The 24239-nt window shown below is 62.3% G+C and carries 23 protein-coding genes and 1 tRNA gene; 14 read left to right on the top strand and 10 right to left on the bottom strand.

The genetic code is table 11. The features are described from left to right. Window positions 1-231: 231 nt before the first annotated feature. From RYH70_RS13045 to RYH70_RS13025, 5 genes are all read left to right on the top strand, one after another. Window positions 232-1644 carry an alkaline phosphatase D family protein gene (locus tag RYH70_RS13045; protein ID WP_233925179.1) on the top strand — a complete coding sequence of 471 codons (1413 nt, stop codon included), beginning with the start codon at window positions 232-234 and terminating at the stop codon, window positions 1642-1644. 64 nt (window positions 1645-1708) lie between these two features. Beyond that, window positions 1709-2020, top strand: coding sequence for a DUF2288 domain-containing protein (locus RYH70_RS13040; RefSeq protein ID WP_022996462.1), 312 nt, complete (start codon window positions 1709-1711; stop codon window positions 2018-2020). 90 nt (window positions 2021-2110) lie between these two features. Further along, window positions 2111-3157 (top strand): PA0069 family radical SAM protein, encoded by a 1047-nt coding sequence (locus tag RYH70_RS13035; protein ID WP_022996463.1) that lies wholly within the window; start codon window positions 2111-2113, stop codon window positions 3155-3157. A 117-nt stretch (window positions 3158-3274) separates the two neighbouring features. Continuing rightward, window positions 3275-4036 (top strand): SDR family NAD(P)-dependent oxidoreductase, encoded by a 762-nt coding sequence (locus tag RYH70_RS13030; protein ID WP_317009242.1) that lies wholly within the window; start codon window positions 3275-3277, stop codon window positions 4034-4036. An 18-nt stretch (window positions 4037-4054) separates the two neighbouring features. Further along, window positions 4055-4696, top strand: a complete 642-nt coding sequence (locus RYH70_RS13025; RefSeq protein WP_317009241.1) for an alpha/beta family hydrolase — start codon at window positions 4055-4057, stop codon at window positions 4694-4696. A gap of 5 nt (window positions 4697-4701) precedes the next feature. On the opposite strand, the gene RYH70_RS13020 is transcribed toward RYH70_RS13025, so the two are convergent. Next, window positions 4702-5178 carry a hotdog fold domain-containing protein gene (locus RYH70_RS13020; protein ID WP_022996466.1) on the bottom strand — a complete coding sequence of 159 codons (477 nt, stop codon included), beginning with the start codon at window positions 5176-5178 and terminating at the stop codon, window positions 4702-4704. Window positions 5179-5365: 187 nt separating this feature from the next. Here RYH70_RS13020 and RYH70_RS13015 point away from each other — a divergent pair, with 187 nt between their 5' ends. Next, window positions 5366-8392, top strand: coding sequence for a DUF748 domain-containing protein (locus RYH70_RS13015; protein ID WP_284456090.1), 3027 nt, complete (start codon window positions 5366-5368; stop codon window positions 8390-8392). Further along, complete coding sequence (locus RYH70_RS13010; protein WP_055099262.1) at window positions 8393-9139, top strand: spermine/spermidine synthase domain-containing protein; 747 nt, start codon at window positions 8393-8395, stop codon at window positions 9137-9139. It abuts the gene before it with no gap. A gap of 128 nt (window positions 9140-9267) precedes the next feature. On the opposite strand, the gene RYH70_RS13005 is transcribed toward RYH70_RS13010, so the two are convergent. Then, window positions 9268-11145 carry a transglycosylase SLT domain-containing protein gene (locus tag RYH70_RS13005; RefSeq protein WP_316308217.1) on the bottom strand — a complete coding sequence of 626 codons (1878 nt, stop codon included), beginning with the start codon at window positions 11143-11145 and terminating at the stop codon, window positions 9268-9270. Window positions 11146-11355: 210 nt separating this feature from the next. On the opposite strand from RYH70_RS13005, the gene RYH70_RS13000 reads away from it, so the two are divergent. Continuing rightward, on the top strand, window positions 11356-12324 hold the full coding sequence (locus RYH70_RS13000; protein WP_022996470.1) for a methyltransferase: 969 nt from the start codon (window positions 11356-11358) through the stop codon (window positions 12322-12324). Here RYH70_RS13000 and RYH70_RS12995 read toward each other — a convergent pair whose 3' ends face one another. The 4 genes from RYH70_RS12995 to RYH70_RS12980 all read right to left on the bottom strand — a co-directional run bounded on the left by RYH70_RS12995 (window position 12325) and on the right by RYH70_RS12980 (window position 15827). Continuing rightward, window positions 12325-13311, bottom strand: a complete 987-nt coding sequence (locus tag RYH70_RS12995) for an SDR family oxidoreductase (RefSeq protein ID WP_026949164.1) — start codon at window positions 13309-13311, stop codon at window positions 12325-12327. A 39-nt stretch (window positions 13312-13350) separates the two neighbouring features. Next, window positions 13351-14229, bottom strand: coding sequence for a DNA ligase (locus RYH70_RS12990; RefSeq protein ID WP_284456093.1), 879 nt, complete (start codon window positions 14227-14229; stop codon window positions 13351-13353). 167 nt (window positions 14230-14396) lie between these two features. Further along, entirely contained in the window at window positions 14397-15278 is an 882-nt protein-coding gene (gene fdhD / locus RYH70_RS12985) for a formate dehydrogenase accessory sulfurtransferase FdhD (protein ID WP_317009240.1), read from the bottom strand. A gap of 114 nt (window positions 15279-15392) precedes the next feature. Continuing rightward, on the bottom strand, window positions 15393-15827 hold the full coding sequence (locus RYH70_RS12980) for a MarR family winged helix-turn-helix transcriptional regulator (RefSeq protein ID WP_022996474.1): 435 nt from the start codon (window positions 15825-15827) through the stop codon (window positions 15393-15395). Window positions 15828-15922: 95 nt separating this feature from the next. Between RYH70_RS12980 and RYH70_RS12975 the strand changes: the two genes are divergently transcribed. The 5 genes from RYH70_RS12975 (at window position 15923) to RYH70_RS12955 (ending at window position 18276) form a co-directional block, all read left to right on the top strand. Beyond that, entirely contained in the window at window positions 15923-16249 is a 327-nt protein-coding gene (locus RYH70_RS12975; protein WP_022996475.1) for a rhodanese-like domain-containing protein, read from the top strand. A gap of 254 nt (window positions 16250-16503) precedes the next feature. Next, the gene (locus tag RYH70_RS12970; RefSeq protein WP_022996476.1) at window positions 16504-16725 is read left to right on the top strand and encodes a hypothetical protein; all 222 of its coding nucleotides are present in this window, start codon (window positions 16504-16506) and stop codon (window positions 16723-16725) included. A gap of 172 nt (window positions 16726-16897) precedes the next feature. Next, a tRNA-Gly gene (locus RYH70_RS12965) sits at window positions 16898-16971 on the top strand. Window positions 16972-17260: 289 nt separating this feature from the next. Beyond that, window positions 17261-17485, top strand: a complete 225-nt coding sequence (locus tag RYH70_RS12960) for a hypothetical protein (protein WP_317009239.1) — start codon at window positions 17261-17263, stop codon at window positions 17483-17485. A 116-nt stretch (window positions 17486-17601) separates the two neighbouring features. Further along, window positions 17602-18276, top strand: a complete 675-nt coding sequence (locus tag RYH70_RS12955; protein ID WP_063140746.1) for a class I SAM-dependent methyltransferase — start codon at window positions 17602-17604, stop codon at window positions 18274-18276. Window positions 18277-18282: 6 nt separating this feature from the next. Here the strand turns inward: RYH70_RS12955 and RYH70_RS12950 are convergent, their stop codons facing one another. The 4 genes from RYH70_RS12950 to RYH70_RS12935 form a co-directional block, all read right to left on the bottom strand. Then, a complete protein-coding gene (locus RYH70_RS12950) occupies window positions 18283-19527 on the bottom strand; it encodes a hypothetical protein (protein WP_233916633.1) in 1245 nt (414 codons plus the stop codon). A gap of 163 nt (window positions 19528-19690) precedes the next feature. Beyond that, window positions 19691-20329 (bottom strand): peroxiredoxin, encoded by a 639-nt coding sequence (locus tag RYH70_RS12945; protein ID WP_080531198.1) that lies wholly within the window; start codon window positions 20327-20329, stop codon window positions 19691-19693. A gap of 152 nt (window positions 20330-20481) precedes the next feature. Then, a complete protein-coding gene (locus RYH70_RS12940; protein WP_022996479.1) occupies window positions 20482-21990 on the bottom strand; it encodes a DUF3336 domain-containing protein in 1509 nt (502 codons plus the stop codon). A 346-nt stretch (window positions 21991-22336) separates the two neighbouring features. After that, on the bottom strand, window positions 22337-23035 hold the full coding sequence (locus RYH70_RS12935) for an SIMPL domain-containing protein (RefSeq protein WP_080531197.1): 699 nt from the start codon (window positions 23033-23035) through the stop codon (window positions 22337-22339). A 102-nt stretch (window positions 23036-23137) separates the two neighbouring features. On the opposite strand from RYH70_RS12935, the gene apbC reads away from it, so the two are divergent. Beyond that, window positions 23138-24226 carry an iron-sulfur cluster carrier protein ApbC gene (gene apbC / locus RYH70_RS12930; protein WP_022996481.1) on the top strand — a complete coding sequence of 363 codons (1089 nt, stop codon included), beginning with the start codon at window positions 23138-23140 and terminating at the stop codon, window positions 24224-24226. The last annotated feature ends 13 nt before the right edge of the window (window positions 24227-24239 follow it).

The raw sequence follows: 24239 nt of genomic DNA, 5'->3' as shown, positions 1-24239 counted from the left end.
ATGAGGCGATCCATCTGGATAGTATTAATTAAGTATGGCGGCCTTGCCAGCTCGGAATAGAGAGGAAAAAATCGCCGGGAGCGATTTTTGACGTCGCCTTGGCGACGGCCCACAGGGTGACCGCCATGGACGGTGGTCACGAAAAATCGCCGGGAGCGATTTTGACGTCGCCTTGGCGACGGTCCGCGGGATGGCCGCCATGGATGGTGACCACGCAAAACAGGGGGAAATGTGAAAGTCCACTCATTTTCGGTGGGACCCGTGGTGGGAGCGGTAGCGCCACGGCGGGTGCGTATTTTGGGGGTGATGCCAAGCGCGTCGCTGGTGGCCGGGGAGAAAAAGGCACTGGGGCGGATTCGCTGGCGCCGCGAAGGGGAACACCATTGGCGCGGACCGAAGCATTTTCGTATCAACGGCAATTTCGACAGCAGCGGCGTGGTGGTGCTTTCGGAACTGGAACCGGGATGCCGTTACCAGTTCCAGGCCGGCTGGGTCAGTGACAGTGCCGTGGTCGATACAGCATTACAGTGGGACGGAGCCGACGAGGGGACCTTCCGTACCTCGCCGCTGGATGAAACAGCGCCGGCCCGGTTCCTGTTCGGCTCCTGTTGCTATCGCTTCGTCGGACCCGACCGGGAGGTGGAGGACGCCCGGGCCGACCGGGTGTTCGCCACCATGGCCGGTGTCGCCGAGCATGAGCCCACGGATTTCGTCATGTTTGGCGGCGATCAGGTCTATGCCGATGCCACCTGGCGGCTGTCGGCGGCGTCCACCCAGCAGCATTATTTCGACCTGTACCGGCAGAGTTTTGGTCAGCCCAACATCAAGCGGCTGATGGCCCGTTACAACCAGCACATGATCCTTGATGATCACGAGATCGAGAATAACTGGCCGGCGCGGGCGGACGCCGATCTCTGGACCAGCAAGTATCCGGCGGCGATCAAGGCCTATCAGATCTATCAGGCGTCGCATTCGCCAGCGGTGCCGCTGAACGACGCCGGTACCCGCCTGGACCGTGATCCGGATGCGCTCTGGTACCGCTTCCGCTGGGGGTGCGCGGACTTCTTCATGATGGACCTGCGTACGGAGCGAGTGCTGAGCCGCTGGCCATGGCAGAAGCGGATTACCTCCAAGGCACAGGAACAAGCGGTGCTGGAGTGGCTCAATACGGAACCTGACCGAATCAAATGCCTGGTGTCCTCGGTGCCGCTGTTCCCGGAACAGCGCTGGCCGTTTCGCGGCAACGACGCCTGGGAAGGGTTCCGGGGCCAGCGTCAGCGGCTGCTGGAGGGTATCCGTGATGCCGGCTGTCGACGGGTATTGGTACTCAGCGGCGATGTGCACGCCTCGCTTTACGCGCGCCTGGACGCCCGTGGCCGCGCGCCGGTGCATGCCTGGATCTGCTCCGGGCTGTTCTGGCCCACCGCGCTGATGGCGTTTCGCTGGTACCGGCCGATGATCCGTGATCAGCACAGCCTGCGCGGTTTGAGCCGGTTATCGATGGGCAAGGTGTCAGTGCCCGGCGAAGTGCATAGCCGTGATGCGTTCTCGCGGATCGTGCTCGATGACAACGGGGCATCGCTGACCGCCTATGACCGGCATGGCGATCCGCTGCCGCGGGTGGGCCGCGAAATCCAATGGTGACGGCGGTTTTGCCCCGCTCGTTACCTGGGCCATAATGGCGCCCCTTTTTTCGACCGGAGCCGTCATGACCGAGCCTTCCCCCGGCCAGGTATTGCGAGAAAAACTGAATCAGGAAACCGCTCCGATACGCTGGTCCGAGTTGCAACCGTTTTTCGCCCGGGGCCAGGTGGTGGCGGTGGCCGCCCACCTGGACCTGATCGATGTGGCGGCGGCGTTCGCCGAGGATCAGGCGGCGCAAATCGCCGCCTGGCGACACAGCGGCGAAGTGGATCTGGTCCAGGATGAGCAGGCCAGGGACTGGTTCGCGGCCGATCAGGAGTTATGGACCCTGGTGGTCAAACCCTGGGTGCTGGTCCAGCCGATACCGCTGCACTAACTCTTCCTCCGGCGCCATCCAAAGCGCTTGCGTTGGCTCTGATCTGTCCTGATAATACTGTTCAAAAGAACAGTATTTTGAGGGCGGATCATGGCCAACCAAGCTGGTAATCGGGGTACCCTGAGCGAATGCCCGGGTCGTTTCGCGGTAACCCGGATAGAACGGGACGAGCCTCCGACGGCGCGGCCCACTCGCTACCACCGGGAAATCGCCCGTTCCGTTATTACCCATAATCGCAGCCCGGATCTGCACTTTGACAGCAGTATCAATCCCTATCGGGGCTGCGAGCATGGCTGCATTTACTGTTTCGCCCGCCCCAATCACGCCTATGTGGATCTGTCCCCGGGGCAGGATTTTGAAAGCGAGATTTTTTGTAAGGACAACGCCGCCGAGGTGTTGCGTGATGCGCTGCGCAAGCCGGGCTACCGTTGCCGCCCGCTGGTGATCGGTACCGCCACCGATCCCTATCAACCGGTGGAACGGGAGCGGCGCATTACCCGGGAAATCCTGCAAGTGTTGTCCGATTGCGCGCACCCGTTCAGCCTGATCACCAAAAGCGCTCTGGTGCTGCGGGATCTGGATCTGATCGCGCCGATGGCACGGAACGGGCGGGCCAGCGTGGCGGTGTCGGTGACCACCCTGGACAATACGGTGAAGAATCAGTTGGAGCCACGTGCCACCGCCGGCCGCGAGCGGGTGCGGGTGGTGCGGGAGCTGGCCCGGGCCGGTGTGCCGGTGACGGTGCTGGTGGCGCCGTTGATTCCGTTCATCAATGATCACGAACTGGAAGATATTGTCGAGCAGGTGGCCGCCGCCGGCGCCCGCAGCGCCGGTTATGTGGTGCTGCGTCTGCCCCATGAACTGGGCGCTCTGTGGGAACAGTGGCTGCGGGAGCATTATCCGGATCGCGCCGGGCGGGTGATGGCGACGTTGCGGGAGCTGCATGGCGGCGCCGCTTATGACAGCCGTTGGTTCCATCGTCATCAGGGCAAGGGGCCTTGGGCGTCGTTGTTGTCCCAGCGGTTCCGCAACGCCTGCCAGCGTCACGGTCTGGCGCCCCGGGAAGGTTTCAAGCTGGATGTTTCCGGTTTTCGGCCTCCGGGCCTGGAAGGCCAGATGAGTCTGTGGGGGGATTAGAATTTCTCCGGCGTTCGCGGTCTGCGCCATTTTGAACAGGCTTTTACGAATCGACACTTAAATATGCAGTGAAAAAAGCGTTAACTGAGGGCATCTGAACCATCGACGGAGCGGGGTATGGAAGCGGTACTGATCACCGGCGCCAGTGCCGGTATTGGCGATGCTTTCGCCCGGCAATTGGCGGCGGAAGGGTACAACCTGGTGCTGGCGGCGCGGCGTTTGCCGGCCCTGCGGCGGCTGGGCGAGGAACTGGCGGCCTCGTTCAATATCGAGGTGGTGGCGCTGGAATGCGATCTGGCCAGACCCGATGCGGTATCGCGCCTGATACACGACCTGGATACCCGCGCCATTCGTCTGGTGGGGTTGATCAATAACGCCGGTTTCGGGGAGCGGGGGCCATTCAAGGATCTGCCGTTGTCACGGCAGATGAACATGATTCAGGTGAACGTCAATTCGCTGGTGGCGCTGACCTGGCAGGTGCTGCCGCAACTGAGCAATGCCCGCGATGCGTTCATTATCAACGTGGCCTCCACCGCCGCCTTTCAGGCCGGGCCGAACATGGCGGTTTACTACGCCACCAAGGCGTTTGTCCTGTCCTTCAGCGAAGCTCTGCATGAGGAATTGCGCGGGCAGGGTATTGAGGTCAGTACGCTTTGTCCTGGTGCCACCCGTACCGAATTCGCCGAGCAGGCCAACATGAGCGGGACCCGGCTGTTCAGGGCCGGTACCATGCAGCCCCGCGATGTGGTGCGTAAGGCTCTGGAGCACCGGCGGCGGGCCATCGTGGTAACCGGCTGGCGCAACCGGTTGCTGGTGTGGCTTGGTAAATTCTCCCCGCGCCTGGTGACCCGTCGTATGGCCGCCTGGTTGCAGGCCTGATGGTGAGGAGACCGATCGTTGTCGTTGTTGTGGAATCGGCCGGAGCGGCCAAAAGCTACCCTGGTGCTGGCCCACGGCGCCGGGGCGCCGATGGACAGTCCGTTTATGACCGGCATGGCGGAACTGCTGGCGGAGCGGGGTATTCAGGTGGCCCGCTTTGAATTCGATTATATGGACCGGCGGCGGCGCGAAGGCGTCAAGGCACCGCCGGACCGGGCCGGGAAATTGCTGGCGAGGTTCGATGCCGTTGTGGGCGAGGTGCTCAAGGAAAACAGCGCCGGACTGCCGCTGTGGATTGGCGGCAAATCCATGGGAGGCCGCATGGCAACGCTGCTGGCGGCGGACACCGGAGCGGTCGAACAGCCCTGGGCCGGCGTGGTGGCCCTGGGCTATCCATTCCATCCGCCGGGGAAGCCGGAGCGTACGCGCACCGAACACTTGCCGCTGTTGTCGCGGCCGACGCTGATCTGCCAGGGTGAGCGGGACCCGTTCGGCAAGCCGCCGGAGGTGGCCGGTTATGCGCTGGGCAACCGGGTGACGGTGACCTGGCTGCCCGATGGGGATCACGACCTGAAGCCGCGCAAATCGGCGCCGGTAAGCCATCAGGACAACCTGCGTGAGGCGGCGGACCGTATCGTTGAGTTCATCGATGCGCACTAGTGAAGTCAGGCGTCCCGGGCCGGTTTTTCGGTAACCCAGAGGTGAATGGTACCGGCCACCACGACGGTACCGTCGTCGCGACGGGCGGTGACGGTAACCGGCAGGTCCGGGCCGTTTTCCCAGGCATCGGCGTCCACTTCGGCGGTGGCGACGATGTCGCTGCTGGCCTTGGCCGTGTAGCGCACGTCCATGCCCTTGGGAATCCAGCGCAGGTGTTTGGGAATGGATGCCTCGGCCATGGCGCCCATGGCGGCTTCCAGGGCATTACAAATGGCGATGACATGAACCGTGCCGATGTGATTCTCCACTGCCTTGCGTTTTTTGATGTGAACTTCGCAGTAGTTGGGACGCAATTCGGCGATCAGGGGCCGGACGGTGCCGAAATAAGGCGCCTTGCGGCTGAAAATCAGGGAAAACAATTCCCGCCCCTTGGGAATCCGGCGGGTTTTGCGGTACAGACTAAGCAGATAATTGTCGCTCATGGGGGCTCTCCAGAAAGGAAGGCCCCGATTGTGCCGGCGCTGATTCCCGGCACAATGGCCGTGGAAACCTCGGCGGCGGTCTCGTCGTCGATAATTGAGCCGGGCCGGGGTTTGGCGGGCGGTATCGACAAAGGCTATCTCGGGACAGTAATAGTGCTCTCACGGACGCAAGGAACAGGAGACTGACATGGACACCCCATTACAGTGGTGGCGCCGCCAGGGCTGGGGCCGGCGTACGGTGGTGATCTGCCTTTTCCTCTACGTGTTGTATCTGGTGGTGGTGGGACTGATTCTGCCCGGCTGGCTGCGCGGCAAAGCGGAGGAGGAATTGTCCTCGTTGCTGGGTCGGACGGTAACGGTGGAAAAGGTCAGTCTCAATCCCTTTGTCTTATCGGCCACCGTGGAAGGGTTCGATATCGCCGACGACCGCACTGACACTCTGTTGGGGTTTCAGCGTCTGTTCGTCAATGCCCAGTTCTGGTCTTCGCTGTTCCATTGGCGCCCGTGGGTCAGGGAAATCAGCCTGGATGGGCTGGACGCGGGGCTGTGGCGGGGCAAGGGCGGCGAGCTGAGTATCGACGATATTCTTGCCAGGCTCTCACAACCGGCCGCCGATGCGGACAGCGCTGATACGGATAACGCCGATAAGAAGAGCCCCGATACCGTGGCGGACAGCGAACCGGAGCAGCAAGACGTCGCGCCAGAGCAGGAGCAACAGGAACCTCAAGAGCCACAGGAGCAGCCGGTAGCGGAAGAAACACCGGCCGGCGAGGCTGACGGGGCGCAACAACAGGAATCCCCGGTGCCGGCGCTGACAGTGGATGTGCTGCAATTGACCGCCGGCCAGGTGCGCTTCATCGACGCCACCGGCGAGGAACCGGTGACGCTGACGCTGCCGGTGGAATTCAAGGTCGAGGATCTCACTACCCGGACGCCGGAGCAGGAAGACAATCGCTATGCCCTGAATATCGAGGGGCCGGATGGTGGCACGCTGGAATGGAGCGGTCGCTTTAATCTCCTGCCGTTGAGCACCGATGGGCAGTTGAGCATGACCCAGGTGGATCTGGTGTCCTTTGCTCAGTTGCTGCGCTCCCAATTCGATTTCCGTATTCCGTCCGGCCATCTGGCGTTGAGCGCGGATTACCGGTTCTCGGCGGAACAGGGGCAGGGACTGACGGTGAGCAACGGTTCTTTGGAACTGGATAACCTGGTGATCCGCCGTGCCGGTCAGGAAGAGGCCAATCTGACCCTGCCACGCATCGCCGTCAACGGTGTAAGCCTGGATACCGTGGCCCGTGAGGTAACGGTGCCGGAAGTGCGCATCAGTGACGCGGTGGTGAAAGCGGAGCTGGATCAGGAAGGGCTTGATCTGGCCACCCTGTTCCTGCCGCGTAACGCGTCCGAAGAGGACGATGAAAACACCGAAGACAGTGCCGGCGCACCCTGGCGGGTAACCTTGCAAACGGTGGCGTTGGAACAAGCGCAACTGACACTGCTGGACAAAACCGTGAATCCAGCCACGCCAGTGGCGCTCACCAACACCAATCTGACCGTCACCGATGTGACCGTGGGCGACCAGATCAGCTGGCATTGGCAGGGCGACGCGCTGCTGGCGGAGAGTGGCCAGCTCAATCACAGCGGTGAAGGCAGTCTGTCGCCGCTGAACGTCTCCGCGGCGATCAAAGCGGACGCTATCCCGCTTCCGGCGTTCGCTCCCTGGGTGAAACAGGCGGTGCCGATCACCGTTCGCAGCGGCCAGGCCAGCGCGGACGTGAAGGTGGATGTGTCCGGCGAGCAACCGGTGGTGACTGTGTCCGGCGGCGCCGGATTGAACAACCTTGACCTGCTTGAAGGCAATGGCCAGAGCTTCGCCAAATTGGCGGCGATGCAGGCCAGTGGTGTGTCCGTCAACACCGCCGAGCATCGCGCCACGGTAGCGAATATTGATATCAGCGGCTTGGATCTGGTCAATCGCGTTGACGCCCAGGGCCGGGACCTGGTGTCGCGGCTTGGCACCGGCGGTGGTGGCGGTGACGCCGGCGGGCCGGCCTGGCGGGTCGGCCTGAAACAGGTCCGCGTGAAGAATTCGAAGCTGGCGCACAACGATGCGTCGCTGTCGAAACCGTTCGCCATTTCCCTGGAACAATGGAACAGCACGGTGCGCAACTTCGACACTGGCGGAGGCCGTGCGGCGATCACCCTGAACGGCAAGGTGAACGGCAACGCGCCTTTGAAAGCGGAAGGCACGGTGTCACCGGATCCGTTGTTCCTGGACCTGAAAATGGATTTCCAAAGCTATGGCATGGAAGGGCTGACCCCCTACACCGGGCGCTTTCTCGGCTACGCGGTGCGCCGCGGCCTGTTGAGCGTGAACTCCACGGTGAAGATCGAAAACAATCAGTTGGAAAGCCGCTCCACGGTGGCCGCCGACCGCTTTTTCCTGGGGGACCGGGTGCAGAGCGATGAAGCCGTGAATGCGCCGGTGCGGCTGGGTTTGTCGGTGCTGCGTGATTCCTCGGGCATGATCAATCTTCCGCTGAACGTGTCCGGAGACATGAACGACCCCAGTTTCAGTGTTACCGGGCTGGTCTTCACGGTGATCAAGAACGTCTTGGTGAAAGCCGCCACAGCGCCATTCTCGCTGTTGTCCAGTCTGGCCGGTGGCAAGGATCTGGAGCAGATCGCGTTTCCCGCCGGCGAAGCCATGCCCGGTGCGGAAACCCGGCAGAATCTGGCGACCCTGAATGACGTGCTCAGCAAAAGGCCGGGCCTGTCGGTGGCACTCAGCGGACAAACCAATGACGAGGACCGGGCCGCCTTTGCTCGCCAGGCCCTGGGCGAGCAATTGAGTGAAGGTCTGTTCCGCGGCGACTGGCCGGGGGAGCAGGCCGCTCTGGCCGATAGCCGTTGGGGCAAGCGCATCGTCAAGGAATTCGAAAGCCGATTCGATACCGACAGCGCCGAGTTGGGCGTCGAAGGCCGGGATGACGAGGCCGATGCCCGCCGTGCCCGGCTGGCCTGGGAGCGGCTGGTGGACGCCGCCGCCAAGGATGTCAACGCACAGACGCTGCGGACACTGGCGGCCCAGAGGGCGGAGAACGCGCGTAACGAACTGGTTGAGCAGCATGGGCTGGATGCGGGCCGCGTTCGTCTCGGCGAACCGGTCGTGGACGGTAAACTGGCTGGCATTCAACTTGGGCTGGGCAACGATTAAATGAGTCTGATCTGGGAGCAGCAGCACGACGGGGTGTGTTATCAGGTACGTCGCCGGCGAACCACTTTGGAGCTGTACGCCAATGGGGTGCAGCACTCCGAATTCCACCCCCGCCGTTTGGTCACCGGCAGTGTCTGGGATCTGTTGTGGTTGCCGGCGTTATTGGGAGAACCGGAACGGCTGCGGCGGGTGCTGGTGCTGGGTTTGGGAGGCGGCACGCTGATCCCGCCGCTGCGCCGGTTATTGAAACCGGAGTGTCTGGTGGCGGTGGAAATGGACCCGTTGCATCTGACCGTGGCGCGGGACGTGTTTCAGGTGATCGACGATGATATGGAAACCGTGGAAGGCGACGCGGTGCAATGGTTGCGTGATTACCAGGGGCCGCCTTTCGATTTGATCATCGAGGACCTGTTCGCGCCCAGTGACGAATCGGTAACGCGGGCGGTGGCGGCGGATCGCGACTGGTGCCACAGCTTGAGCCGGCATGTCTCCGAGCATGGCGTATTGGTGATGAACTTCGGTGATTATCGCGAATTTCGCGACAGCCACGCGGCCGGTTCCGCCGCCATGGCCGGTTGGGCCAGCCGTTTTCGTCTGTCCTGCGGGGATTGCCATAATGCGGTGGTGGCGTTTTCCCGATTGCCGGCGCGCAGCGTTCACTTGCGGCGCCGGGTGCAAGCGCATCCGGCGCTGGCCGCGTCCGTGCGCGACGGGCGCCTTAACTATCATATCCGCCAGTTGAACTAGGCTGCTTCCCACGGACCAGACCACGAAGCCACTGTAGGAGCTTGCCCGCAAGCGAATATCCCGAGAATGCCTGAGAAATACCCATTCGCTTGCAGGCAAGCTCCTACAGTAGCTTCGTAGCCCTTTTATTATTTCCTCGCCAGTGCCTCATCGCTTTGCAAAAGCGCCTGGGAATAGTCCACGTCGCGTTCCGCCGGGGTGGTCAAATGCACTTTCTCGTTTGGGGCGTGTAGACCGGCCAGCAGTACCCGGTAGGTGAGCACCGCCTGCACATACTCGCGGGTTTCGCGGAAGGGAATGGACTCGATCCACACATCCATCGGGCGGCTGTCGCTTCGTTCCGGCAGCCACTGCGGAATACGGCCCGGACCGGCGTTGTAGGCGGCCAGGGCCAGAATCCGGTTGCCATTGAACCGGTCCAGCATATCGGAGAGGTAGCGGCTGCCCAGATTGATATTGGTCCATGGATCAAAAACCTGATCACGGGATGGTGCCGGCTGCTCCTCATCCAACGCGACCTTGCGGGCGGTACCGGGCATCAGCTGCATCAGTCCCATGGCGCCGGCATGGGACTGGGCGCGGGGATTGAAGGCACTTTCGCGGCGGGAAATCGCCATCGCCAGCCACGGGTCCAGTTTGTGGCGAGCACTGGCGCGGGCGAATTCCTGGCTGTAGGCGGCGGGAAAGCGCCAGGCCAGCGTGTCCCAGGCCTTGGCCTGGATGGATGCCTGTACGGTCAGATCGTACCAGCCCTGCTCCAGCGCGTACTGGGCCAGGCGGTCCTGATGGGGGCGATCGTTGTGCAACATCAGCCAGTGCCATTCTTTCCAGGCGGCACCGTACTCTCCCATGTCACGCAGCAAACGCACACGGATCACGCCGGGGGGCAGGCTGACATTGGCATCGGGCTGGTAGGCCCGCTGATTGAAGCTGTAGGTCTGTCCGAGCTGGTCGGCGGCCAGAAAACCGTAGAAATTCCGTTGCTCGGCGGCCTGCTGCCATAGCGGTGTCGCTTGGTTCCGCTGGCCGTTTTCCCAGGCGGCGCGGCCGGCCCAGTAGCGCCAGCGGCTGTCGGCGGCTTCCTCGGCGGGTAACTGTTGAATCCAGCGCGTCACGGCAGACCAGTCCTGCTCGATGATGGCGCGGCGAATACGCTGGTCCAGCAGGGCGGTATCGGGGTGATCCGACAACCATTGGTCCAGCCAGTCCTGATTCTCGCGAACGCCACGGATCGTGGAGTAAAAAGCAATCCGGTCGCCAGCGGCGTTACGCAGCCGCGCATCAGTGAGCCCCCATCGTCTGGCTCTTTGTTCGAAGGCCTGGCGGGCGCCGCTGGTATTGGTATAGGCCATGCGCTGCAGCGCCGCGGAAACCAGCTCCTGACGCCGGATATCGGGTAGTGTCGCCGGCAACTCTCCGACCTTATCTGGATTGTGATAAAGCTGCTCCAGCCATTCACCGGCGGTTTGATAAGGTTCGTCCAGCATGCGCTTGAGGTAGCGCATCAAACCGGTGGCCCGCGCTTCGAACGCCAGCTGCATGCGTTGCCAGATTTCCTCCTGGCCGATGACGCCGGCGGCCTGGGCGGCTTCGAACAGCGGATCACAGGCGGAAGGGCGGGATTGGCCGGCCAGCCAGATTTCACGGGCGTCTTGCAGCGCCGCGTCGCGATCGCGGCGCAATTGCGCCCTTTGATAGTAACAGCGTGCTTCGATGGCGCTGGGAGGGGTGTCCATGGCCTCGGCGGCGGCGTCCCAGCGGCCTGCTTTGGCATAGGCGATCAAGGCAATCTGGCGGATGTCCGCTGGCAACGGGGAGCGGGGATAGCGGTTTTCGTAGTCGCGCAGACGCGATGGATTCAGTTCCGGCAGGTCCCTGCGCAGGTGGTGGAATTCGAGATAATCGCGCAGCGGATAATCCTGGGCGATGCGTGGTTCCAATTGCGCCAGTGTTTCCCAATCATTGTCGCGAGCTGCCCGCAGCGCGTCCTCGAAATTTGTGTTCACGGGTTGTGCGGCGCATGCCAGGGCGCTACAAGCGAAACTGAAAACCAGTACGGCGCGACGGATCATCCTGCCTCCATTCGTAGGGTGATCTCACCATTCTAGCGAGACGCGACCGCCGGGCGTGCGCGGCGAATGTAAAACTTGAGGTGGCGCCGCCGCCGGGGTTTATACTGTCGCCCCTTTTTTCGCCTGCCCTGACCGGTGACCGTGATGGAAAACAGCACAAAACTTTTGCAACGTCAGGCGTCCGCGCTGGCGGCTCGCCGGGCCGGGGTGGTGGAGGCCGATGACGCGGCCCTGGCCGATCTGCCTGCGGCCTCCCTGTGGCTGCATGCCGATGATTTTACCGTGGCGGCGGATCAGTGGCGGCCGTTGCCGGAAGTGGCCGAGGACACCGATTTGTTGATCCTGCCGTTGCCGAAGGCGGCGGACCGCATGACGCTGCTGTTGCGGCATCTGGCCGGCGTGATCCGCAAGCCGCTGCCGCTGTGGCTGGTGGGGCCGGCCAAGGGCGGAATCCGTGGCGGTGTTACCCGGCTCAAGGGCTTCGCCGATGACATCCAACTGCTCGACAGCGCCCGCCACTGCAAACTGTATGAGGCGCAACTGAGACCTGGGCCACCGCTATCCCTGGCGGAGCAGGCCGCGGTGATCGAGGTGCGCGGTGCACGGGTGACCAGTTACCCCGGCGTGTTCAGCCACGGCCGCCTCGACGAAGGCAGCGACTTGCTGCTGGATGCCCTGGAAGCCGCCGATGTCGGTGGTGGCAAGGCTTTGGATATCGGTTGCGGCGCCGGTGTGCTGACGGTCTGGCTGGCCCGGGCCGGCTGCCGGGTGCAGGCGTTGGATCCAAGTGCCACGGCGGTGGCCGCCGCTCGGGCCACTCTGGCCGATAACGGGTTGAGCGCCGAGATACAGGGCGGCGATCTGTTTGACGGCATCACTGGTCGCTTTGATCTGCTGGTGACCAACCCTCCGTTCCACGATGGCCGTGAGCGTACCACCCAGATCACTCGCCGTTTAATCCGGCAGGCGCCAGAGCATCTGCAAGCGGATGGGGAACTTTGGCTGGTGGCAAACCGGGAATTGCCCTATGCCCAGTGGCTGGACGACGCTTTCCGGCAAGTGACCGTGGTACGGGAAACCAATCGCTTCCGGGTTTATCGGGCCCGCCGCTGATCAGGCTCTCAGCATCCCTTCCGCGCGCATCCAGTCGATGCATCGACGCAGCATGACCTCCAGTGGTACCTGATCATCAAAGCCCAGCTCCCGTACCGCCTTGGCGCCACTGACCCTGCTGCGCGTGGAGACCAGCGCCACCTTTTCCGGCGTCAGACGGGGCTCGTTACCGGTAAAACGGGCGGCGATGGGAGACAACTGTCCCAGCAGGCCCAGTGCCCAACGCGGCGTCACTTTGCGGGGCGCCGGCCGGCCCAGCAATCGCCCGATGGTTTGCGCCAGTTCCAGAAAACTGGCCTCGACGCCGGCCAGGATGTAATTGTGTCCGTCCCGGCCCGCGTCCCACGCCGCCAGATGGGCACGCGCTACTTCCTCCACCGCGCCGAAATTGCCACCGCCAGGGGGAACACCGGGCAGGCGACGCTGGTCGATCAGGCCGATCATCTGCGACCAGTTGTGCGTATCGCCGGCGCCAATGATGGCGCAGGGGTTGAGGATCACCGTACTCAGGCCCTGACGGGCGCCATCACGGACTTCTTCTTCCGCCAGATATTTGGTGCGGTTGTAACCGATCCAGTCGTTGGCGGCGTTGGACGGAGTCTCCTCATGGATAATGCCATCCTGCTGGCCCCAGGCGGAAATCGAGGAGGTATGAATCAGCCTGCCCGCCTGGTTGCGCAGGGCGGCGGTGACCACCGCCCGGGTGCCCATGACATTGTCCTGATACTGCTGATCGCGGCGGCGGCGCCAGAGACTGGTGTTGCCGGCTACGTGGAATACCGCGTCCACCGCGGGCGGCATCACCAGCGTGAGCTCGGTAGCGTTGGTCAGCGGCGCGTGAACAATCTTCAGGCCCGCCTCCCGCAGCGCCTGGCCATCGCTGCCCGGGCGTAGCAGGGCGGTGACTTCCCAGCCTTGTTCCACCAACAGGCGGGCAAGATGGCCGCCGAGAAAGCCCCGGGCTCCGGTGATAAAGGCGCTGGGCATGGTGTCGCTCCCCGTTCATGATTTGTCTCCGGTTATCGCCTAGCGCGAGGAGCGTGTAAAGCCCGGACCTTCTTCGCGCAGGCGCAGGAAACTGGCGAACCGGGGCAGGCCGTGGCGGGTGTGGCCGTGATATTTGTAGGTGACAACGCTGCCAATGGCCGGAGGCCGTGCTCGCAATGCATCGCTGAATCCGGTGCCCAGACGGAAATGACGCCCGCCGGGCGTTTTCACCAGCAGCGCCCCCATCATTCCGGTGTACTTGCCTTCGCCGGGGATCACCGCGACTACTTCCGCTTCCGCGTCCAGGTAGGGTTTCACCTTGAGCAGATCGTCGTTGCGTTCGCCCCGGTAGGGCGCGCCGCCACGATGCAGCATCAGGCCTTCTCCGCCCGCCGCCGCCACCCGCTCCAGATCGCGCATCAGCGTGGCGTGGTCGCGTCCCCGGCGCTGGTCGACCATATGCAGGTGGGGCAGGGCGGCATCGTCGATCAGTTTGCGCAGGCGCGGCAGGCGCTGATCGAACGGGCCCGGGGATGAGGGCAGGTCGAACGCCATGAAATAAATGTGCCGCCAAGGCTCCGCCGACGGCGTGCGCCGGTTGAGTATCCCCACCAGCTGGCTGAAGGTGCCGCGCCCCATCCACAGCTCGCCGTCCAGGGGCTGCGTGGGAAAACCTTCGGTAAAGCCCGGTGGGGTATCGATCACGTTGCCGTTGCGTGACAACAACTGTTGGCCGTCCCAGAAAGCGCGCACGCCATCCAGTTTCTCGCTGACCCAGTAACCGGTCAGATCAATGCCTTCTTGATAAATATTCGCTTGCATCAGCGCCGGTGCTTTCGCCGCCCGGGCCGCCGCCGCCATTATCAGAGCAGCGGCGATCAGTAACGCGCCGATGAAGTACAAAATTGGGCGGGACATCCTTGTTCCTCCTGGTCATCCATTGACGGAGCCAGTGTAGAAGAAGGGGCCGGCCGGGAATGCAGGACCAGGCTGAAATACGTGTAGGACTATTACTGCCCGCCAATGGTGATTTGCCGACAAGACCGCGAAACAGGTGGCCGGCCGCCCCATAGAATTCCGGGCGACTAAGCCTTCCTGGGTTCTTGGCCCAGGTGTCTGTGCCCGGTTTGCTCGCCGGGGGGCGGACTGAACAATCGGGGAGCGCCGTGGTGGGGCTGATGAATCAGGTTCAGCCGGCTGCTGCGTGCCCGCCGCACGCTCAGCGATGATGGCGCGGACAAACTCACCAGGGTGCCGGCGCCGGCACGCACTGCTTTGTGGATCAATTCCAGGCCGCAACGGCTGGTGATGGCCAAAAAGCCGCTGCCGGGATCCAGACCCGCGCGGACGCAGGCGCCGATCAGCTTGTCCAGGGCGTTATGACGGCCGATGTCCTCGCGGCACAGACGCGTTTTACCAGCACCATCCACGTAAACCGCCGCGTGCATGGCGCCGCTGTCGCGGGCAAGAGCTTGTGTTGCCTGAAAGCGTTCATGTAACCCCGCCAAATGGGCCAGCGGCGGCAGTGGCGCCGTGTCCCGTACGGGCAGTGGCGGCAAGGCCTGATCCAGGGCTTCCACCCCGCACAGGCCGCAGCCGCCGCTGCCCGCCTGGCCGCGGCGTCGGTGTTTGAAGGCGGTGAAGGCTCGGCTGCTTAAAGTCACTTCAACCTGGATCGCGTCTTCCTGCGGCGTCAGATCGATGCCGTGGATCGCCAGGGGGCTATCCACCAGTCCCGCGGTCAGTGTGAAGCCGGTAACAAAATCCTCCATATCGTTGGGGGTCGCCATCATTACCGCGTGATTGATGCCGTTATAGCTGATCGCCACCGCTACTTCGGCGGCAAGCGGCTGATCGCCGGACACGGCGTGAGGGCTGTATTCCAGATAATCGTAACGGGGGGACGGATCCACCAGAGCAGAATCTTCATTGGAGGAACGCCCGGCGCCGGGCCGGGAAGACGTCATGGTCGCTACCTCATGCGTTCAGGACGTATCCTGCGTTGTTCTGTCATTCAGGCTCTCAGAATAGGCCGATTCGGACCCCGGGTCCAAAACGTCAGAGGCTTTGTTCAGAGCCGGTTATTGCTGCAGTTTGTCCAGCAGTTTCGCCAGAGTGGTTACCTCGGCGGCGGTCAGCCGCTGTCCCAGACATTCCTGGATAACCCGGCCATAGACCGGCCACATGCGTTGCAGCAGCCGGCGGCCGGAGCGGGTGATCAGAACCCGGTTGCCCCGGCCATCCTCCGGACTGGTCCGCCGGGTCACCAATGCCTCCTTTTCCAGGCGGTCAAGCAAGCGGGACAGGTTGTGCTTGGGCAGCAGCATGCGCTCGCCGATCTCGTACTGCCGCAGGCCGTGCCGTTTGCGATGCAGTTCCAGCAGCACGTCATACCATGCCAGGGGAGGCAGATCCGCTGCTTTCAGTGCCGATTGCACCTGTTCCTGCCATTGCGTATGAACGCGAAGCAGCCGGGCCCAGGCGGCAATCGTTTGTTCCGTGGGAGTCGTATTCATGTTCACCAGAGTAACGGCAAGTGGTTGCAAGTGCAACCGGTTGCGAGTAGGGTTGTTTTGGTTGCATTTGCAACCAAGTGAAAAGGAGTGAAACCATGAACGACAGCATTCAACGTGATGAACTGAAACGGCGTCTGGATAACGGTGACCCCATGGTGCTGGTGGAGGCCTTGCCGGAACGGCATTTCCATAGCGGTCATCTGCCCGGGGCGATCAATATCCCCCATGAGGAGGTGAGTGCCCTCGCCGGCACGGCACTACCGGACAAGGACGCCACCATCGTGGTGTATTGCGCCAATACCGGTTGCCAGAATTCGCGCATTGCCGCCGGTTTTCTGCGCGGTGCCGGTTACCGGAATGTATTGGAGTACGTGGAAGGCAAGGCGGACTGGCAGGAAGCGGGCTATCCACTGGAGACCTGACGCCGCCGGCAGGGGGAGGCGCCGCCGTGCTTTTGGCGGTGCCCCCTCGTTTTCCATCTCAGAGAGGTCATCGCTGTCGGCGTTTGAAGCCACCTTTGATCGACAAAAAGGGGTTGATTTTTGATCGCCGCTCCCTGATGTTGGATCAAGTCTGTTTACGGATCGGGGAGGGCCGGGCGGTGCAAACCAGAGCGGCGCCCCCGTGGAGAACGACACCAAAACCGATACTATTCGATAACAAAAGGTAGAGGCTAATGATGGATATCAGCACCACCCTGCTGGGGCAGATGGCGATCGCCTGGGCTGTGCTCTGTGCAGTGAGTTCCTATTTTCTGGCACGCAAGAAAGTTCGCGCACCGGTTCTTGCCGCCGTACTGGGACTGTTCATGTCCCTGGTCCCCCCATTCGCCTTGGTGTACATGGCGGTGTTGGCGTTCTTGCGGCCGGAGCCGCGGCACAGCCAGGTTTCCGCCTGACCTCCTGGTTGTCTGGGCTTCTCCACCAAAAGTGGGTGACGCCATGGCCGAGTTACCCTTGGTGACCCGGATACCCGCTTGGGCATTCGGGCAACAGAGCGCGCGCCTGTGGAAAATGCCGTGAGACAGTGGACATGGCATAAGGCGTTAATTATATTGCCGTTTCGCCAAGGCGGGTGTAGCTCAATGGTAGAGCAGAAGCTTCCCAAGCTTACGACGAGGGTTCGATTCCCTTCACCCGCTCCAAACTGAAAGGGTCGCCTTATGGCGGCCTTTTTGGTTTGGCGTGGCTGGAGGTCATGGATTGACCCCTCCGGTTCGACGTCTCGCCGTATACGGCGAGCGGACGTCGCCCTGGCGACGGTCCCGCGCTGGCGCGGGATGCCTCTGGCACATTCCCTTCACCCGCTCCAAATCTTCCTTTCTCCCGCAAATAACACCTCCGTCACCAGCAGGGTGGAACGAGCCTTGTCAGGATGCGGTATCCTCTCTTCCTGGAAAACGATTCTGAAGACCAACGGATGAAGGACGTGACATGAGGAAGTGGTTCTGGGGAGTGGCGGTGCTCTTCTTGCTCGCTGGTTGTGGTGGCGGCAATGATCTGACGGCGGTCACGCTGGACAAGTTCACGGTGATGTTGATCGACGGCAAGGAGAGGAAGGCCGCGATCTGCCTCAGGAAGCTCAATGCCCAGGGGGACGGCATGATTGCGGGTTGTGGTGAGTGGACGCCGATCGGCGTAGTGCATAAAACGCTTTAGTTAGGCGACTGGCGGTCTGGCCGAACTTCTTCGCCTGTTCTCTCTTTTCCATGTGTGTCTTCCTTATGGTAACAATTAAAGTTACGATAAGGCGAAACGGCGGCAAGGAATCTCCTGTGTCCTCTTTTTCCGATCCCGGGTCCGTTGCCCGGTACGCTGAAGGTCCGGTCAGACAGGTGCCGGGTTTCCATGCGCTGCAGAGAATGGCGGAGTTGCTGCTGGCGGAGCGCGTCCCCGAACAGGGGCATGTTCTGGTGTTGGGCGCTGGTGGTGGCCTGGAACTGAAGGCCTTCGCGCAAGCCCGGTCCGGATGGCGTTTTTTGGGCGTTGATCCCTCGGCGCGGATGCTGACGCTGGCGGTGGATACGCTGGGCCCGTTCGCGGACCGTGTGGAGCTTCTCGAGGGCTATATCGACCAGGCGCCGGACATGGCTTTCGACGGTGCCACCTGCCTGTTGACCTTGCACTTTCTATCGATGGAGCAGCGTCGGCACACGCTTGAAGCGCTGCGGTGCCGCTTGAAACCCGGGGCGCCGCTGGTGGTGGCCCATCACAGTTTTCCCCAGGACGAGGATGAGAAACTGCGCTGGCTGAAGCGTTATGCTGCTTTCGCGGCGTCGTCCGGGGTTGCCGGAGTTGATGCCGAAAGAGCCATCGAAGCCATTGGCGCCCGGCTGCCCTTGCTTGCCCCGGAGCAGGAGGAGGCTCTGTTGCGGGAAGCGGGCTTCGAAGGGTCTGAGCTGTTTTACGCCGGATTCACCTTCAAGGGCTGGGTTGCTTACGCTCCTTGAAGCCGGTTAGAGCCGGAATGCCTCCAGCCGTTCCACCTGCAAGCGCAGTCCGTCTTCACCCAGGTAGTGCGCGAGTTTGCCCTGTCTAACCTTTTCCAAACTCGTACGCAATGACGTCAACAGTGCTTGTTTTTGTTGCGGCAGGGTGGCGCGCTGCTGTACGGACAGCTGTTCGGCGATGCAGTGGGCGCTGTCGGGGACACCATGGAGGACGCAGCGCAGTGTTGCCTGTACCGAGGCCTGATCGGGGTGGGTCAGCAGGCGGGCCACCAACGCCTTGGGGACAGGACCGTTAACGTCGTCCAGCAGCCGTTCGGGGAGCGGTGGATTACGCTCAAGCAGGGCTTGAAAGACTGACCAGGCATTGTTGATAACAGCCAGGGAAAGCGGACCCATGTCGCCGCGTAACGGAATATCCAGCGCGACACCGCGCTCGAGCAATTGCCTGAGCAGGGCGGCATCGTCCTGTTGAATAGCGTGACTCAGAGCCAGCGTGGCAAGAAGAGGATTGTCGCTCAGGGTGCCGGTTTCCAGCGCGCCCCGCCAATCCAGCACGGCTTGCCGGTAAAAGTCGATGACCTTATCGGCCAGAGCGGCGGGCAAGTCATGGTCCTGCCGGCGGGAGTCCAGATACTCCAAGAATTCCAGACCGGTATCGGCGCTGTCGTCGGAGACCGGATCTTTTTCCAGTCCAAGGCATTGAAAAGCCTCCCGCAGAGTCGGTGCTATGGTGGCCAGGCCGTCCTCGTGCATGGCGTGGCGCCAGGCTGGCGGCAAGCCCATTTTCCAAGCCAGGGTGTGGCCGTAATCCAGGGCGTTATGGTCGGTGACCACATAGATGCGGTCGCAGTATTCGAAGCCACCGATGGGCAGGGCTTCAATTTTGCCGTCCCAATTATGTCCACGCGCCTCGGCGGCTTCTTCAGCAAGCGCCTGTTCGTGCTCGATCCAGCCGGGCAGATCACGATAGCCTTCGCTGTCGTGGTAGAACAGCTCGGCCCAGGAAATCGCTTCCTGATTGCCCTGCATGGTCAAGCGCAGATCGTAGTCCAAGCGGCCGCCAGCGGTGAGCCGCCAGAGCGACAGCAGGTCTTCGGGCAGGGAGCCACGAATGCGCTGGCGAATGTCCCGCAACGCATCCTCGCTGATGGGAGGCCGTGCTTCAAAGATGACGCGGTCGGCCCAGATCACGATATCGTGCTTACGCAGTTGCTGAAGTTCATCCTGGGTGAAGGTGTTGGAGAGATCCATTCCGGTTCGGTGCGGTGTCCAATGGGAAAGTCAGCTTACCATGACGCGGGCCAGGGTTTGCTGACCATGGCGGGGGGAGTTACAAGCCCATCAAAAAGCCGAAGCCCGCGCGAACACGGACTTCGGCTGTTCAGGCCGCCGCTCTGACAGAGGGCGGAACGGTTCAGCTGGTTTTCGGTTGCTTGACCATCCGCAGATAGGGCTTTTTCTCATCCCAGCCTTCGGGGAACAGCTTTTGTGCGTCCTCGTTGCTGAGCGAGGGAACGATGATGACGTCGTCGCCGTCGTTCCAGTTCACCGGCGTCGCCACTTTGTAGCCATCGGTGAGTTGCAGGCTGTCGATGACCCGCAGAATCTCGTCGAAGTTGCGGCCGGTGCTGGCCGGGTAGGTAATGGTGAGACGGATCTTCTTGTTCGGGTCGATGACAAACACGCTGCGCACGGTCAGGGTGTCGTTGGCGTTGGGATGGATCATGCCATACAGATTGGCGACCTTGCGGTCGGCGTCGGCCAGCAGCGGGAAGTTCAGAGCCTGTCCCTGAGTTTCCTCGATGTCGCCGCACCAGGCATTGTGATCATCGAGCGGGTCCACTGACAGACCGATGACCTTGGCGTTGCGTTTCTCGAATTCCGGTTTCAGCCGGGCCACTTCTCCCAGCTCGGTGGTGCACACCGGGGTGAAATCCTTGGGATGGGAAAACAGCACCACCCAGTTGTCCCCGGCCCATTGGTGGAAGGAAATCGGACCGTCGGTGGACTCCTGGTTGAAGTCCGGCGCGGTATCACCCAATTGCAGTGCCATGCTAAGCCTCCTTTTTGTTTGGCTGATAGCCATGTTGGCTGACAGTTATGTTGGTTGACAGCTCCAGAGAACATAGAGGTTCATGATGACGCTTTAAAGGGGGCGGCAAGACGGAATTGCGCTAAGCATCTTCTCCGTGCTTATTAGTGCTCTTAGTGCGACAGATCGTTGGCGCTGACGCGCCGGTGTTCCGGATCGTCGGGGGAATACGCCAGTTGCAACCGGTTGAGCGTGCGTTCCTCCAGTTGATCCAGCCGTTGGCGGCAGGCCAGGAAGGTCCGGCTGATACGGGTGGAGTTGCCGATCATGTCGAGTTTGGGCCAGGTGGTGCGTTCGCCCAGACTGATGAAGTTGCGCACATCGTCCATGCTGGGGTTGCGCAGTATGCGCAGCAGATTCAGCGGCTGGCGTGGCGGGATCAGATTGATGTCGCCGATGTAGCGTTGCTTGACCACGTTTTGCGCCTTGCTGATCAGCAGCCCCAGATCGTTGGAGCGCACCCGCCGCTGCGCCAGTTCCAGTGCGTAGTTCAGATTCATGGACAGGTTGCGCACGCCCCAATCGGCCAGGGTGCTGAAGCTGGAATCGGTGCTCTCGCTGCGTGACAGGAACGGCACTACGTGGGGATTGGTCTGGCTGACGATGGAGTGGTTGACGCCGAACAGGCGTGCCAGACGCCGCACCGGCAGGTCATCCTGGATCGAGCCGTCGACGAATTTGCGCCCGGGAATGTAAGGGACCCGCTCGCCGTCGATGTTCTTGGCCCACAGGCTCACCGGAGGGTAGATGCCGGGAATCGCGCAACTGGCCAGGGAAGCCTTGCGGATCAAAACGTTGGGTGAGGTGCGCCAGTTCAGCAGCCGACTATGCTGGTTGCGGTCATAGGGGCTGACGGTGATGTTGATCTCGCGGCCGGTCTTGCGATAGGCCTCCTCGAAGGTGAGGTCGGGAATGTTCTCTTCCAGGCAAGCTTCCAGATGATCGCCGTCCAGTACCGGCGTGCCGCGTACCAGGCCCTTCCAGCCGGCGGCGCGGAACGCTTCCAGATAAAGGTTCTCCGGGCGCAGTTTTTCCGCCAGTTCATCATTGCTGTGCGTGCCCACCACCGACGCGACGATACTGCCGGCGCTGGAGCCGGAGATCACGCACGGTAACAGGCCCTGTTCCCACAGGCTTTTCACCACGCCCACATGGAATAGCCCGAGGGCGGCGCCGCCGGACAGCATCAGGCCGCTCTGGCCGAACGCCTGGCCGGTGGTTTCGAAGAAATCCAGTTTCTGTTTCAGGCCAAATTGTTCGAAGGACTCGTCGCACAGATAGTTCAGGGCGGCGCAGACTTCGTCCAGGTAGCGCTCGATCAGATGCTTGGTACCGACCCGGCTGTGGCGGTACAGCGCCGGATTGGAAATGTTGCCGAGATTGCCGTGCAGGCCCTCGTGGAGGTGGAACACCAGCTTGTTGACATTGTGCCGCTCGCGGGCCTGGCGAATTTGCCAGAGCCGGTTGCGGATCAACTCGTAATCGTAGTGTGGGGAGCGGTCGATGTCCTTCCATTCATCGGCGCCGGATATCCGGTCGTGTTCCAGACTGGCTTCCAGCCACGCCTGATAGGTGGTGGCGTTGGCGATGTCGCGCTCGAGTTGCTTGAGCGTCCGATTCATGCGGATCTCCCTGGCTGACGACCGGCCCGTGGGCGGGCCGCCGATCTCGCTGCCGGCCCATGGGCGGACCGGAGATGTTTATTGTTGAGTACTTCGTGTTGAGTACTTCGTGTTGAGTGTTCCGTGGTTACGCCAATGCATGACTAGCACAACCGGATTGCGATTCAGTGTAGCCGTCCCTTCCGGCGGCATCGCTTCTGAATTGTCGGACAATACCGCAAAAAGTGACATTGACCGATGGCAGAGTGGCTGGCGGCGCGGAGGTCAGGCCGACAGTGAGTGTATTGGCGGGAAACAGGGTAACCACAGGGCCTCCACCATCTGGGGGGCCCTGCGGAAAAGAGGATCAGCGCAACTGGAAGGTAACCATGACCTGAGCGCTCAGGTCCTGCTCACCAGGGCGATAGCTTTCCTGTACCGCGTCCTTGGCCATGGCGGCACGCATCATCGGTACCGGATGGCTCTGGCTCTGCACATTGATGGTAATGGCCGGGCCGAGCTTGCGGTCCGCTGCCTTGGCGACGATTTCAGCCTTGGCGCGGGCATCTTCCACCGCTGCTTCCAGCGCCTGCTGGTTCAGCTCGGCGGCGTTGCTGATATCGGTGCCGGCCGGGGAAATGTCCTTCAGGCCCAGTTTGGTCAGGCCGTCGGCCAGTTCCGCATAGACCTCGATTCCCTTGACCTGGAAGCGCACTTCCCGCGCCACTTCATGGCCGATCAGCTTGCGTTCCGGCTGGTACTGCCACTGCGGGGTAACGCGAATATCGGTAGCGGTGACGTCTTTCTCCTCGATATCCAGGGAATCGGCCAGATCCAGCATGGCCTTGACCTGATCGTCCACGCGACCCTTCATGGTGGCGATGTCATCACCGGTTTCCCGGGCCGTTGCCTGCAGATTGAAAATATCCGGCTGACCGCTGACGTTACCCTCGCCGGACACGGTAATGGTGTCGCGCTCTCCGGTGGCGGTGCCGCTGTCCGTGCCGCAGGCGCTCAGCCCCAGAACGGCCAGAGCGACGACGAAAAGAGCCGGTTTGTTGCGCATTGTGATACTCCCTTATTCATTGGTTATGAGGTAATTCCGGTTGCGACCTTGGTTGTGTTACCGGGGAACTTTATCATTCCTGGTTCATCATCAGGAGGTTCCATGGCGGAAGTCGAACAGGCGGTTAGACAGGTTCTTGGCGATTTGATCCCGGAAGATTTGCAAACCGACCTGATCAGCGCCGGCGCCCTGTCGGCGCTGCGGGTGGATCAGGATCAGGTGCGGCTGGAGATTACCCTGGGCTACCCCTGCGCATCGGTGCTGCCGGCGCTGCGCGAGCGTATTCGTGCCGCGGTGGAGGAGGTGATCGAAGGGCGTCGTCTGCTGCTGGCGGTAACAGTGGCGATCAAGCCGCACCGCGCCCAGGGTGGCATGCCGGCCATGGCTCAGGTGACCAATGTGATCGCGGTGGCGTCCGGCAAGGGCGGGGTGGGCAAATCCACCACCGCGGTGAATCTGGCTCTGGCACTGAGCCGGGAAGGCGCCCGCGTCGGTATTCTCGACGCCGACATCTTCGGCCCCAGCCAGCCGCTGATGCTGGGGCTGCCGGAGGGCACGCGGCCACAGGTGCGTGACGGCAATCGGTTCGTGCCGGTGGAGGCCCTCGGCCTGCAAAGCATGTCCATGGGCTACCTGATCACCGAGCAGACACCGGTGGTCTGGCGTGGCCCCAAGGCCAGCGGCGCGCTGACGCAAATGATGCAGCAGACGTTGTGGCACCAACTGGATTATCTGATCGTCGATCTGCCGCCGGGCACCGGTGACATTGTGCTGACGCTGGCGCAGAAGGTGCCGGTGGCCGGCGCCGTGGTGGTGACCACCCCCCAGGATATAGCCTTGCTGGACGCCACCAAGGGGGTGGAGATGTTCCGCAAGGTGGATGTGCGGGTATTGGGCATCATCGAGAACATGGCGGTGCACGTGTGCAGCCAGTGCGGCCACCAGGAGCATGTGTTCGGGGAAGGTGGCGCGCGGCGGCTGGCGGACCGTTATCACACCGAGGTGCTGGGGGCATTGCCGTTGTCGCTGAAGATCCGCGAGCAGGCCGATAGTGGCCGGCCCACCGTGGCGGCCGAGCCCGACGGCCCGGAGGCCGCGCTGTATCTGGCGGCGGCCCGGCGTCTGGCGGCGCGGCTGTCGCTCACCGAGGAAGGCAAACGAGGTTTCCCGAAAGTGGTCACCCAGCATTGAGGCCGAAGGGACT

The sequence above is a fragment of the Alloalcanivorax xenomutans genome, assembly GCF_032810065.1.
GTDB classification, from domain to species: Bacteria; Pseudomonadota; Gammaproteobacteria; order Pseudomonadales; family Alcanivoracaceae; genus Alloalcanivorax; species Alloalcanivorax xenomutans.
This window is presented reverse-complemented; position numbering and strand designations above follow the sequence as displayed.

What these genes read in the sequence shown, in the direction of transcription:
- fdhD (WP_317009240.1), bottom strand. Translation starts at nt 15,278, where the DNA reads ATGACGTCTTCCCGGCCCGGCGCCGGGCGTTCCTCCAATGAAGATTCT.
- RYH70_RS12980 (WP_022996474.1), bottom strand. Translation starts at nt 15,827, where the DNA reads ATGAATACGACTCCCACGGAACAAACGATTGCCGCCTGGGCCCGGCTG.
- RYH70_RS12960 (WP_317009239.1), top strand. Translation starts at nt 17,261, where the DNA reads ATGAGGAAGTGGTTCTGGGGAGTGGCGGTGCTCTTCTTGCTCGCTGGT.
- RYH70_RS13020 (WP_022996466.1), bottom strand. Translation starts at nt 5,178, where the DNA reads ATGAGCGACAATTATCTGCTTAGTCTGTACCGCAAAACCCGCCGGATT.
- RYH70_RS13015 (WP_284456090.1), top strand. Translation starts at nt 5,366, where the DNA reads ATGGACACCCCATTACAGTGGTGGCGCCGCCAGGGCTGGGGCCGGCGT.
- RYH70_RS12990 (WP_284456093.1), bottom strand. Translation starts at nt 14,229, where the DNA reads ATGTCCCGCCCAATTTTGTACTTCATCGGCGCGTTACTGATCGCCGCT.
- RYH70_RS12940 (WP_022996479.1), bottom strand. Translation starts at nt 21,990, where the DNA reads ATGAATCGGACGCTCAAGCAACTCGAGCGCGACATCGCCAACGCCACC.
- RYH70_RS13000 (WP_022996470.1), top strand. Translation starts at nt 11,356, where the DNA reads ATGGAAAACAGCACAAAACTTTTGCAACGTCAGGCGTCCGCGCTGGCG.
- RYH70_RS13030 (WP_317009242.1), top strand. Translation starts at nt 3,275, where the DNA reads ATGGAAGCGGTACTGATCACCGGCGCCAGTGCCGGTATTGGCGATGCT.
- RYH70_RS13040 (WP_022996462.1), top strand. Translation starts at nt 1,709, where the DNA reads ATGACCGAGCCTTCCCCCGGCCAGGTATTGCGAGAAAAACTGAATCAG.
- RYH70_RS13035 (WP_022996463.1), top strand. Translation starts at nt 2,111, where the DNA reads ATGGCCAACCAAGCTGGTAATCGGGGTACCCTGAGCGAATGCCCGGGT.
- RYH70_RS12935 (WP_080531197.1), bottom strand. Translation starts at nt 23,035, where the DNA reads ATGCGCAACAAACCGGCTCTTTTCGTCGTCGCTCTGGCCGTTCTGGGG.
- RYH70_RS12950 (WP_233916633.1), bottom strand. Translation starts at nt 19,527, where the DNA reads ATGGATCTCTCCAACACCTTCACCCAGGATGAACTTCAGCAACTGCGT.
- RYH70_RS13010 (WP_055099262.1), top strand. Translation starts at nt 8,393, where the DNA reads ATGAGTCTGATCTGGGAGCAGCAGCACGACGGGGTGTGTTATCAGGTA.
- apbC (WP_022996481.1), top strand. Translation starts at nt 23,138, where the DNA reads ATGGCGGAAGTCGAACAGGCGGTTAGACAGGTTCTTGGCGATTTGATC.
- RYH70_RS12975 (WP_022996475.1), top strand. Translation starts at nt 15,923, where the DNA reads ATGAACGACAGCATTCAACGTGATGAACTGAAACGGCGTCTGGATAAC.
- RYH70_RS12945 (WP_080531198.1), bottom strand. Translation starts at nt 20,329, where the DNA reads ATGGCACTGCAATTGGGTGATACCGCGCCGGACTTCAACCAGGAGTCC.
- RYH70_RS12970 (WP_022996476.1), top strand. Translation starts at nt 16,504, where the DNA reads ATGATGGATATCAGCACCACCCTGCTGGGGCAGATGGCGATCGCCTGG.
- RYH70_RS12995 (WP_026949164.1), bottom strand. Translation starts at nt 13,311, where the DNA reads ATGCCCAGCGCCTTTATCACCGGAGCCCGGGGCTTTCTCGGCGGCCAT.